Origin of the sequence: Chitinophaga solisilvae (genome assembly GCF_009928525.1) — a bacterium.
Taxonomy (GTDB): domain Bacteria; phylum Bacteroidota; class Bacteroidia; order Chitinophagales; family Chitinophagaceae; genus Chitinophaga; species Chitinophaga solisilvae.
On the sequence record NZ_JAABOK010000010.1, the window covers coordinates 263,278 to 275,018 of the forward strand.

General features: G+C 49.8%; 8 protein-coding genes. 4 read left to right on the forward strand and 4 right to left on the reverse strand.

Translation table 11 applies throughout. The annotated features are described in order from the left end of the window. Window positions 1–110: 110 nt before the first annotated feature. The gene (locus GWG06_RS21390) at window positions 111–1,883 is read left to right on the forward strand and encodes a M57 family metalloprotease (protein WP_160715823.1); all 1,773 of its coding nucleotides are present in this window, start codon (window positions 111–113) and stop codon (window positions 1,881–1,883) included. Between the two features lie 155 nt (window positions 1,884–2,038). Then, window positions 2,039–5,305 (forward strand): P-loop NTPase fold protein, encoded by a 3,267-nt coding sequence (locus GWG06_RS21395; protein ID WP_160715825.1) that lies wholly within the window; start codon window positions 2,039–2,041, stop codon window positions 5,303–5,305. Window positions 5,306–5,602: 297 nt separating this feature from the next. Here GWG06_RS21395 and GWG06_RS21400 read toward each other — a convergent pair whose 3' ends face one another. From GWG06_RS21400 to GWG06_RS21415, 4 genes are all read right to left on the reverse strand, one after another. After that, on the reverse strand, window positions 5,603–6,529 hold the full coding sequence (locus GWG06_RS21400) for an MBL fold metallo-hydrolase (protein ID WP_160715827.1): 927 nt from the start codon (window positions 6,527–6,529) through the stop codon (window positions 5,603–5,605). A 39-nt stretch (window positions 6,530–6,568) separates the two neighbouring features. Further along, on the reverse strand, window positions 6,569–6,994 hold the full coding sequence (locus GWG06_RS21405; RefSeq protein ID WP_160715829.1) for an SRPBCC domain-containing protein: 426 nt from the start codon (window positions 6,992–6,994) through the stop codon (window positions 6,569–6,571). Between the two features lie 116 nt (window positions 6,995–7,110). Beyond that, on the reverse strand, window positions 7,111–8,238 hold the full coding sequence (locus GWG06_RS21410; protein WP_202183082.1) for an acyltransferase: 1,128 nt from the start codon (window positions 8,236–8,238) through the stop codon (window positions 7,111–7,113). A 150-nt stretch (window positions 8,239–8,388) separates the two neighbouring features. Next, window positions 8,389–9,018, reverse strand: a complete 630-nt coding sequence (locus tag GWG06_RS21415) for a hypothetical protein (RefSeq protein WP_160715833.1) — start codon at window positions 9,016–9,018, stop codon at window positions 8,389–8,391. Between the two features lie 114 nt (window positions 9,019–9,132). Between GWG06_RS21415 and mqo the strand changes: the two genes are divergently transcribed. Together mqo and GWG06_RS21425 are read left to right on the forward strand one after the other, a co-directional pair. Next, the gene (gene mqo / locus GWG06_RS21420) at window positions 9,133–10,641 is read left to right on the forward strand and encodes a malate dehydrogenase (quinone) (protein ID WP_160715835.1); all 1,509 of its coding nucleotides are present in this window, start codon (window positions 9,133–9,135) and stop codon (window positions 10,639–10,641) included. Beyond that, entirely contained in the window at window positions 10,642–11,490 is an 849-nt protein-coding gene (locus GWG06_RS21425) for a fumarylacetoacetate hydrolase family protein (protein ID WP_160715837.1), read from the forward strand. Window positions 11,491–11,741 lie beyond the last annotated feature (251 nt).

Consider the following 11,741-nt stretch of genomic DNA (forward strand, 5'->3'; position numbering starts at 1 on the left):
GTCCGGTCACCGGATGTAACAGTTGATCTTAACCCTCCCCGCTGTTTCCTGTCTCCGAAAGCCTGGCTTTATCTGTTATTCTTTCATGTAGCTAAAATAATCTGTCAGCTATGCAAAACAAATTTCCCCTTTTCCTTTGTTGTCTGTTGATTTTACTGGGTTTCTCCTGCAGGAAGGAATCCTCGCCGCCCGATGATGCCGGCGCTTCCTTCACGTCTGTGCTGTCGCGCATCAGGGCGGCAGGCTTCAGTACGGAAGGCGTACAACGTATTGACAGTGGTTATCTCGTGGAGCGGGATATACTGCTGTATGAAAAAGACCTGGTAGTATTGCCGGAGAATGTGATTTTACGTGTTGCTGAAACAGAGCAGTACAGTACGCGGGAGCTGGTGCGTAACCTGCCGCGCACGCTCAGGGTGCGTGCAGCCGGACTGCCGCAGCCGTATGTACAGGCTGTGCAGCAGGCGATAGCCAATTATAATGCGCTGGGCCTGGCGCTGACATTTACGTACGTAGCCTCCGGCACCGTGGATATTACGGTAAACGGCACCTGCATGGGCACCGGCCTTCGGGGTACCTCCGGGTTTCCGGCCAACGGTAATCCGTATCCGACCATCACACTGAATACCTGTTCCCCGGAATTGAGTAACAACACGGATTTTATCCGGCATGTGATAGAGCATGAGATAGGCCACAGTATTGGCCTGCGGCATACAGACTGGTTCAGTAGCGTAAGCTGTGGCGGCGCTGCGGTGAATGAAGGCGCCGGAACAATCGGTGCGCTTCCTATTCCCGGTACTCCTTCCGGCTTCGATGAGGGCTCTTTCATGTTGAAGTGCTATAGTCTGGGTGTGACCGGCGATCCCGGCGGCAGCTTCAATGCGAACGACCGGATTGCAATGGAAGGCCTGTATGCGCCGTTTCGGGAGACGCCTTGTAATTCCTCGCCGGTGGCCATTTCCAGGGATGTCAATAACATGAGTGTGTTTGCAATAGGACCTTCCAGTAACCTGATACATAAGTCATGGAATAATACCGGTAAATGGGCGAGATGGCAAATCCTGGGGCCCATCAATTCACTGCCCGCTGCTGTTTCCAGGTCTGTAAATTTCATGGATGTTTTTGCAAAAGGAGCTTCCGGGAACCTGGTGCACCTTCCCTGGACAAGTGCCAGAGGATGGGGCAAATGGATAGACCTGCAGGGCAGCGTTGAGGGCGCCCCGGCGGCTGTTTCCAGAGCACCTGGCGTGATTACGGTATTTGCCAGAAGCGCTGCCAACAGGCTGGTATCCAGAACATGGATCAACGGCAGCGGATGGCAGGCCTGGGAAGACCTGGGCGGTAATATCATTTCCGATCCGGCAGCGGTTTCCAGGGATGCTAACAACATATTTGTATTTGCGCAGACCGCCGGCAATACCCTGGCGCATATTTCCTGGTCTGCCGGTACCGGATGGTCTGCCTGGAGTAACCTGGGCGGCGCCATCGACGGCGTGCCTGCAGCAGATTCCAGGATACCGCAGGTAGTAAATGTTTTTGCAAAGAGTACTACCGGCACACTGACCACCATCAGCTGGTCAGAAAGCGGTGGCTGGTCCGCCTGGAGCGACCTGGGCGGAGTATTGTCTTCCGCTCCGGCAGCCGTTTCCAGAGATGCCGGCAACCTGCAGGTGTTTGCCGTTTCAGGTACGGCAATAGTGAGCTACAACTGGACAACCCCCGGCAGCTGGACACCGGGAAACCTGGGCGGCCCTGTTAATAGCATGCCTGCTGTTACTTCCCGCAGCGCTGATTATGTAAATGTATTTGCAAGATCAGGAATGGAGGTACATATGATCTCCTGGACAAATGGCACCGGCTGGACAACCTGGGGCGGCATTTAAATACGGATGTGATATCGTTGAAAAGCGGTCATCATCACGATGACCGCTTTTTTAATGCTGCTATATGGTTTGTAACTCAGCAGAACGGCGGTTCTGCTGCGTAATCTGTTCTCCCGTAAAATCAATCTCTCAAAAAACAAGGAAAGAAATTATATTTGTCTGCAACCATTTATACGCAGATCAACCAAAACAATTTAGCCCCGGCATCCCTTATGGCACTGGAAAAGATTATTGCTAAACATACTATCAGCATTACCCCTTCACCAAATGCAGCAGACATTGCTGTCGTTTCCGTCAACAATGAAGGCACGGCCGGACTCCTGAATGAACAGGTGCTGAACGCATATGGCTATACGATAGATGACCTGCCCGGCAGCAAACAATTGATGTCCGGCTTTAGCGCTATCCCCGACACAAAAGGTAAACCGATTATTTTCGTAGTAACCCTCGACGGCAGAAAGAGAACGGAAATACTGCTGGAAGATAACCTGTTAAGGGCTTTAAGAGAGTACAGGGGCTGGCTTGCCGGGAGAAAAGTATGGCTGCCCCTGATGGGAACAGGCGCGGGTGGGCTTACACCAGAGGAAAGCTATAACATTACTGTAAAAGTTATTAACAGGTTTCTAAGGGAAGTAATAACAGACTGCACTTTTATACTTTCGCTGCCTGATTCGAAGGAAGGCTGGCAGCTGGACCGCATACTGAAGCATGAATCCGGTGAGAAACAGGATAGCATAAAAGCATTTCTGCAAAAGATTTCCGGCAAATTTTACCTGGCAGGATCTGTCTGGGATGGCGGAGAGCAGGCAGACAGATTCTTTGATGAAGGCATCTGGGAAAAAGGATTTGATGATGACAGCTATGCAGCCATTATCAACCAGATCCGGCCTGGCGATATCATCATCATCAAATCTACCTTTGCCACCCGCAACGGCGATACTTTTCTCCGCGTGAAAGCACTGGGAATAGTAACAGATAATGAACAGGACGGCGCAGCCGTTGACGTGGACTGGAGAATTACCGGACTCAGAACAGATATTTCCGGCCTCAGTTACTACAGAGATACGATCTCCGCTGTCAGTGATGCCGACGTAGTCACCATTTTCAATCACCTTGACCCAATCCTCTGGCTTGAACTGCTGCAGGCGCCCGTTCCGGACGTACCGCCGGCCCTGCCAAAGATAGCAGGACTTATCAGCGACAGCGAAAAGGGATTGGACTACCTGGGCATATCGCAGGATGTAACCGCATTCGCCAGGGTTATTGCTGCCAAAAGCTTTGAGCCACCACTGGCCATCGCCCTGTTCGGAGAGTGGGGCTCCGGTAAAAGTTTCTTCATCCGCAAGCTATGGGATAAAATCGATGAACTGTCCCACCAATCCAACACGGATATGTATTGTAAAGGTGTGGTGCATATTCATTTCAATGCATGGTCCTATATGGATGCCAACCTGTGGGCCAGCTTCGTCTGCAGAATATTTGAAGGGCTGCAGGAATACATCCGGAATGAAAAAATATCCAGGCAGCGGATGGCTATTATCAAAAGGGAATTAAGCCAGCAGCTGAATGTCACCAAAGCAGGCCTTGAAGTATTACAGGATAAAAAGACCGCAGTAGAAGGGCAGATCAAGGAACTGGAAGAAAAAAGAAATGATGCCAGGCGACAGGTGGCCAGGCAACTGCTGGCCCTCAAGAGAAAAACTGCCTGGAAAATACTGCATAATACAGATCAGGAATTTAATGCCAGGAAAAGAATTATAGAGACGCTGCAGTCCAATGAATCGCTGGTGAAAACAACAGAGGAACTGCATAAGATCATTCCTGATAAATACTGGGATAATCCGCAGCAGGCTTATGAACAGGCACGATCTGCCGCCACTTTCCTGAAGGAATTTTTCCTGGGAAAAAATGTAGTACGGAACCTCATCTGGTTATTTTTTATACTGGCGGTGATTTTTATGACCCCGCTGGCCCTGGAAGCCTTTGATATAGAAGTACGGGATTTATATTTCCCGGTTTCAAAAGAAGCCCTGTCAATGCTGGTTACACTTGGCTTTCTCTGGGGAAGGGCTGCGTCCATCTATCGTAAATTACAACCCCTTGTGGCATCTTTCTGGAAGATAAAAGAAAAGTATGAGGAAGCCAGAAGCGAAGCGCTGGCGAATCTGGAACAGGAAGAAAAAGTACTTACCCTGCAGATAGAAAAAGGGAAGGAAGAAATATTACTGCTGTCAGAACAGATTCGTAAAGCAGAAGTTATCTCCATAGAACTGGATTACAGGATAAACAATGCGCTGGCTACAGAAACCCTGTATTCCTTTATAGAAGACAGATCCCAGAGCGAAGACTATAAAAAGCACCTGGGTATCATCTCCACGATAAGAAAAGATTTTGAAATACTGAATGGTCTTTTCATAGACCATAAAAGTGAGGTGGTGAACCAGCAGCAGGCGCAAAAGTTCAGGGAATATTTCAAAAGGCCGGTGGAACGTATCATCCTGTACATCGATGACCTGGACCGCTGCGCGGAAGAGAACGTGGTGCAGGTACTGGAGGCCGTTAACCTGCTGATGGCTTTTCCGCTGTTTGTAGTGGTGGTAGGCGTAGATCCCCGCTGGATAAGGAATGCCCTGATCAAAAAGTATGCATTGCAGTTTGCCGGCAACCTGAACGGCCATGTACATGCCGGTATTGAGCCGATAGCGCCTGCCAATTACCTGGAGAAAATATTCCAGATACCTTTTCACCTGAAGGCAGCTCCGGTAAAAAGCGTGAAAGAGATGATCCGGCAGCTGGCCATCAAATCACTGCAACCTGAGGTGGCAGCAGAAGAAACGAACAGGAAAAATCCTGCATCATCCGCGGCGGCAACAAAACCCAATGCTGTACCGGAAGATACCGGTGAAACACAGGGAAAATCCCGGACTGATAATGGTAATCACCAGGAAGAAACAAGCAACACAATACCCGACGGTACTGCATTCCTTGAATTAACAGCAACCGAGGCCGCCATGATGGAAGATATGGGCGAAATCCTCGGCCCTAATCCCCGCGCCTTAAAACGCTTTGTAAATATCTTCAAGGTAATCAAGGCTCATGATGAATACACGCTGGACAAGTCGCTGACAGATGAAGACCAGCTGGCCATACTATTCATCCTGGCGCTCTCCATCGGTCGCTTCAAAAAGATCATGCCCGCCTTCGAAACCTTCATTCACGATGAAACGAATGCGGAATACCCCATCAACGCCTACATATTACAACATTACTCCAACGAAGAAACCGAATTAAACAACTTAAAGCGCCACCTCCAGGAATTCACCTCCGGCAGCGGCAACTTCGAAAAACTCCGCCAGATCAAAGGGCGGATGTTTAATAATCATTATTCGTTTATTAACAGGTTTACCTTTAAATGGGATTAATTACGAATTACGAATCATTGGCGTCCGGGAAACCTTCTGAAATCCAGTCTGGTATTGGTTTTTTGAGGCTCCAAGCCCCCGACTAATCAGAAGCGGCTAAAATTCAATATCATTAACGTTTTTCGCAGATTACATAGATTTTTACCGGACACCAATGATTACGAATTGCGAATTACGAATGTAGAAGCGAAGATTAAACCGAAGATTTAAGGAGGTAACTATCAAACATCTCCTTAAATCTTCGGTTTAATCTTCGCTTCTACATTCGTAATTCGCAATTCGTAATTCGCAATTAATTCAAATCCTCACCCTTTCTCCCAGCCTCGCCACCTTAAACCCTTTCCCCAGCACTTCCTTCGTTTGCGGGCTGCCGGCATCCAGTAATGGATTGGTATGGTTCAGGTGAATGAAATATATTTTGTTTTTATCTGCTGTCGAGAGATGTTCAAACAAAGCCATACTCTCTGTAACAAACGGATGTGGTATTTCAGAGATGGGGCGGTTGTTGATTTCTGCGCCATCGAAGAAGGTGGCGTCAATGAAGGCATAGTCTACCTGGCGGATGAGGGTAGTGATGTCCGTTTGCCACCTGGACCATTTATCTATATCAGGAATGAAGAGCAGTTTTTTATGCGGGCCGGTTATGATGAAACCGGCGGTTTCTGAAAATTCATCGCGGTGGGGTACCTGTAGGGCGGTGACGGTTATGTCGGAAGACAAGATAACCATAGAATCGGTATGAATGGTACGGAGACTGATATTCTGCAGTGACACCAGCTGGCTCCAGGGGCCGTTTTGTGTCAGAAAGGAGTGCATGCGGGGCATGACATATACCGGCACCTGTTGCGCATTCATGGCTTCCCGGCCCAGGTACATCAGGCCGGCGTAATGACCGATATGCGCATGGGTGAGGAAGATGCCGTCCGGCGTTTCCCGGTTACTGAAGGCAGCGTGCTGCCGCAGCAGCTTCATCTGCCGGGGAAGATCGGGTGTAGCATCGAATATCCAGCTGCGTTGATGTTCCGGGTCAATCAGGCCCAGCGAAGCTATCATCCGGGAAGGGTCGGGATGGCGGAATAAATGCCGGCAACATGCTTTGGTGCAGCCAATATGCGGAGAACCGCCATCCTGTACATTGCCCAGGACCACTACATATGGGCTGCCCTGTCCGCTGGAGAGGAGAGGCAGCAGGGTGCATAATACTATTGCTATCGCAGCTTTCATACCTGTCTGGTTATGCAGCGAAGCTAGGGTATCTGCAGGTTAAACAGAAACACTTTCTGTATACTGTCTGAAGGTATTCAGCACGCCGGCGCAGAAATCACGCTGCAGGTCCGGGGAAGGGGCAGGAGCCGGATCAAAGGTCTCTGAAATCCTTACGCCTTCCGGGACTACGGCAAAGAGGATGGTGGACTTTCTGCCGTCGTGGAGCGTGTAACTGATTTTTTCCATCGGGAGCACTTCATCGTAAATGCCTTTAAAGTCAAATCCCTTACTGTCTCTGGTTTCCATCACATAGAGGAAGCTGCCGCCGGGGCGTACATCATTTTCCACGCGGGAGGTAAACCAGTCGTCTGATGGATTGTTCCAGCGCATAATGTGTTCGGGCGCTGTCCAGCAGGCCCATACTTTTTCAATGGGAGCCTGTATGAAGGTGGTGACGGTGATGGGTGATACGGTATGTTGCATAACTCAAAAATACCGGTATAGCCGCACAGATAAGAGGGGGTATCCTGACAAAAAAAGGGAATTTTGCGTCCGCTTTTCTCCAGCCGTGATGTGCATCACCACGGCTGGAAAGGCTGCTAGCTTACGAAGCGGCGTGTTATGCGGGAGGCGCTCATGATGCGTGCAATCAGGTAGCTGACCAGTACGGAGAAGCCTGCTATTGCCAGCAGCCGTACAATAACGGGCAGGGTTTCCATGCTCCCGAAAATATCATAACCTATCTGCACAAAAACAAAATGACACAGGTAAATGCCGAAAGTCAGCGATGCCAGCCGCGACAGCACCGGTGAGGCCGGGATGTTCATCCGCTGTACCAGTACAAAAACAGGAAAGGTCATCATAAATACGTTGATCCCTGCAAAATACCAGACGATCTCCAGGTTGGCATAGTTGGCCGGGAAATAACGTTGCGTCAGCACAAAGCCCAGCGAGGTAATCAGGTAACCTGCTGTAAACATGGGAATGCAGATGGCTAACATCCTGCGGCGGCTCCAGGTGAGCGGATATTTCACCAGGTAATAAGCCAGCACCAGGTAACCGATGAAGCCTGAAAAATAATAGAAGGTGCCGTAGCTATTCCAGTCGCAGATCCCCAGCAGACCCATATTGCCATAGTTGCCTTTATAGCCCAGCAGCGGCGCTGCCATTTTGATGTAAGGCAATACCAGCGTGATACCCCAGATATAGAGGAAAAGCCGGATGTCCTGCCTGCCGGCAGTGTTGAGCCAGGCGCTGATGACCGGCATAATCAGGTAAAGCCCGATAAGCATATAGAGGTACCATAATGGAATGGTATCGAAATTAAAGTTGAAGATAAACGTATATAGTTTTTGCAGAGATGTCTGCAGCGTATGATCTCCGGGTAGCAGTGACGGGTTGCCGGAAGCCGGGTTAATATAATTCAGGTAGATGAAAAACAGGACCGGCAGCATCATAGACCAGAAGGCCAGCGGGATAACGATGCGGCCTATACGTTTCCGGTAGAAATCAGCCATGCTGGTCTGCACCGGTAACAGTAACACGCCGGTCATCATCGCAAACAGCGGTACACAGGGCCTTACCAGGCTGCCGGTGAATGCGCCGGAAAGAAAAGATAGGCGGTCGGCGTCAAACTGTGCTACAAAAGGATCGCAGCAGTGGGAGAGAATAACCAGCAGGCAGGCAATAATACGCAGGAGGTCCACCCATCCAATGTTCACTTTCATTTTTTGTTCCATACTACTATTCATAGGCTGGTAAAATACTCAGAATATTTTGGGATTTACGGATTTTGGAATTTTGAAATTTATAAATGCAGCGAAGATCTCCGCTGCATTTAAATTCCAAAATCCGTAAATTCCAAAATTCCAAAATATTTACGGGTTGTAGCTCATACCGCTATGCATGGAAAGCCTGGCGCTGCTGCTGTCCTGCGGAGCATATACCCACATGCCGCGGCATTTATTCCCGGGGTCAAATTCAAAGCTGATGCCCTGGGAAAGGTCTTCGTATACCTGGAGGCTTATGTGGCCCTTGTTGTATTTGCCGGTTTTCTTCAGGTTAAATTGCTGTTGTATCTGTTCCAGTGTTGAACCGGCGCCTATTCCGGTTGTTGTTTTAAAGGCGGGTGATGACACATAGACCGTTTTTACATGGGTAATGGCTTCATCCTTTCCGCCCATGTTACGCTGCGAATAGATGCTGGTCTGATATACGCCTCCCGGATGCTTGGAGTACCAGGCGTTGAAATAGGTGCCCATGGCGGCATCGGACATATCCGGTTTTCCCAGTGTTTTCAGCAGGGAGTCTGCATTGGCCTGTATAACGGTCATGCCTATGCGTTTTCCGGGGATGATTTCATAGGCTGGATCAGGGGGCGCGGCTACTTGGTTTTGTGCTGTGGCGGCTGGTACGGTATCTGCAGTTGCCGCCTGCTGCCTGGAGGCCGGTTGCTGGCAGGCCAGTGTGGCTGTCAGCATAAACAGGGCCGTTAAGTATCTATACATATATTTTTTTTATGGTGATGTTTTTGCAACTCAATAAATATACCATTTTCCGGTGCTGAACAATTCGGGAGGTCCCGCGGTAATATAGTTGTCATATTCAAAATCAGGATTTATATGCAGAAGCAAGTATTACATACCGACGTGTTAATGATAGGCGCAGGTATTATGAGCGCCACGCTGGCTACCATGCTGCGGCAGCTGTCGCCGGAAAAATCCATACATATCTACGAACGCCTGGATACCGTTGCCGGCGAAAGCTCGGATGCCTGGAACAATGCCGGTACGGGGCATTCCGCATTATGTGAACTGAATTATACGCCGGAACGGGAAGACGGAACCATCGATACCAGCAAGGCTATTCATATCATGGAACAGTTTGAGGTGTCCAAACAGTTCTGGACCTACCTGCTGGAACAGGGACTGTTGCAGCAGCCGGAGGATTTTATCCGCAGTGTACCGCATATGAGTTTCGTACACGGAGAAAAGGATGTGATCTATCTCCGTAAAAGATTTGAAGCCCTGCAGCAGTACCGTCTGTATCAGGGAATGGAATATGCTGAAGATCCGGCAACACTGCAGCGATGGATACCGTTGGTGATGGAAGGCCGCGATCAGTCTGAAAAAGCGGCGGCCACTCATATGGAGCTGGGCACCGATGTGAACTATGGCGCCCTCACGCGCGCACTGATGCATGAACTGCAACAACAACACAATACCAGCCTGCACCTGGAGCATGAAGTGGAAGATCTCGACCGGGACGGAGATAAATGGGAGGCACGCATCAAAAACCTGATTACCGGAGATACTTTTCACCTCACCGCCGATTTCGTATTTATCGGCGCCGGCGGTGGCGCACTCCACCTGCTGCAGAAGTCGCGTATCCCTGAAAGCCGCGAATATGGCGGGTTTCCGGTCGGCGGGGAATGGCTGATCTGTAAGAAGCCGGAAATCGTTAACCGGCATCATGCCAAGGTATACGGACAGGCATCCGTAGGCGCGCCACCCATGAGCGTACCCCATCTGGATACCAGGATTATCGGAGCGGAGAAAGCTATCCTGTTCGGACCATTCGCCACCTTCTCCACCAAATTCCTGAAGGAAGGCTCTGCATGGGATCTTTTTGAGTCCATAAAATACTGGAATATTCTGCCCATGATGCAGGTGGGACTTGAAAACTTCGATCTGGAGAAATATCTTGTGTCGCAGTTGAGCCTGTCTTTCGAAGACAGAATAGCAGCGCTGAGAATATTTTTCCCCAACGCCACCGCAGCAGACTGGGAATTGCAGGAAGCCGGGCAGCGGGTACAGGTTATCTACAATGATCCTGATAACGGAGGCACGCTCCGCTTCGGCACAGAGGTAGTCGTCAGCAACGATGGCAGCATATCAGCGCTGCTGGGAGCTTCGCCGGGTGCCTCTACCGCTGTATCTATCATGCTGGACCTGCTGGCGCGCTGCTTCCCTGACAAACTACAAGGAGCATGGAAAGATAAACTGCAACAGATGATACCTTCCTACGGCCTGCGCCTGGAAGAACATCCGGAGCTGGCCTGGCAGGTCAGAAACCGTACCAGCAAAGCATTGCAGCTCAGCTGGAAACAACCTGAAATAAATAAACAATAGATGAAACTAATCAGATCCGGAAACCGGGGAGAAGAAAAACCCGGTATTCTACTGCACGATGAACGTTACGATACTTCAGGACTGGGAGAAGACTATACCCACGATTTCCTTGCCAGCGGCGGATTGCAGCGCCTCGCCTTTTTTGTAGAAAAGGAAAAGGACCGCCTGCCCAAAGTAGCGCCGACAGAACGATGGGGAGTGCCGCTGGCCAACCCGGGAAAAATTATCTGCGTAGGATTGAATTACCACGATCATATCAGCGAAACAGGATTCATCCCTGAAGCGGAGCCTATCCTCTTTCTCAAAGCCATGAGCGCCCTCAACGGCCCGTTCGACGGTATCACCATTCCTAAAGGCAGCCTGGAAACAGACTGGGAAACAGAACTGGGAGTAGTGATAGGCAAAACAGGTACCAACATAGAAAAGCCCGAAGCTATAGACTTTATCGCCGGTTATATACTGGTCAACGATGTCAGCGAACGTGCCTATATGAAGAAAAGAGGCGGCACCTGGGACAAGGGCAAAGGTTGTAACACCTTCGCTCCGCTGGGCCCTTACTTTGTCACCAAAGATGAAATACCCGACCCCGGCAACCTCCGTATCTGGCTTACCCTCAATGGAGAACTGATGCAGAACGGCAATACCTCCGGCCTCATCACTAAAATTCCAGACCTCGTCGCATACAGCAGCGAGTTTTTCGGCCTCTTCCCCGGCGACATCATCTCTACCGGCTCTCCCGCAGGCAGCGGCGTGGGCCGCACCCCGCAACGCTTCCTCCGCCCCGGCGACATAATAGAATACGGCATTGATGGGCTGGGGAGCGGGAGGCAGGAATGCAGGGAGTTTTAGATTGGAAATTACGAATTGCGAATCTATAGTGTCCGGGGAAACTAAAAGCCATAGTTAGCTTAGCGCTTCCGCGATTAACCAATAGGGCATGAAGGGCCTGAGAATGAGTATTTGTCTAAAATAACCAAAAGATATTTCAAATACTCAATTCTCTGGCCCCTCTAAAAAGTAAGCCCTTTTTCTAAGGAGAGAATAATTTTAGCTGTATAAAGTCAGGCTCTTTATTATGTCGGAGAAGTGCTTTCTCAGGT

Bases quoted from the DNA above. Each gene is read 5' to 3' on its own strand.
- GWG06_RS21390 (WP_160715823.1), top strand. From the start codon at position 111: ATGCAAAACAAATTTCCCCTTTTCCTTTGTTGTCTGTTGATTTTACTG.
- GWG06_RS21400 (WP_160715827.1), bottom strand. From the start codon at position 6,529: ATGAAAGCTGCGATAGCAATAGTATTATGCACCCTGCTGCCTCTCCTC.
- GWG06_RS21405 (WP_160715829.1), bottom strand. From the start codon at position 6,994: ATGCAACATACCGTATCACCCATCACCGTCACCACCTTCATACAGGCT.
- GWG06_RS21410 (WP_202183082.1), bottom strand. From the start codon at position 8,238: ATGAAAGTGAACATTGGATGGGTGGACCTCCTGCGTATTATTGCCTGC.
- GWG06_RS21415 (WP_160715833.1), bottom strand. From the start codon at position 9,018: ATGTATAGATACTTAACGGCCCTGTTTATGCTGACAGCCACACTGGCC.
- mqo (WP_160715835.1), top strand. From the start codon at position 9,133: ATGCAGAAGCAAGTATTACATACCGACGTGTTAATGATAGGCGCAGGT.
- GWG06_RS21425 (WP_160715837.1), top strand. From the start codon at position 10,642: ATGAAACTAATCAGATCCGGAAACCGGGGAGAAGAAAAACCCGGTATT.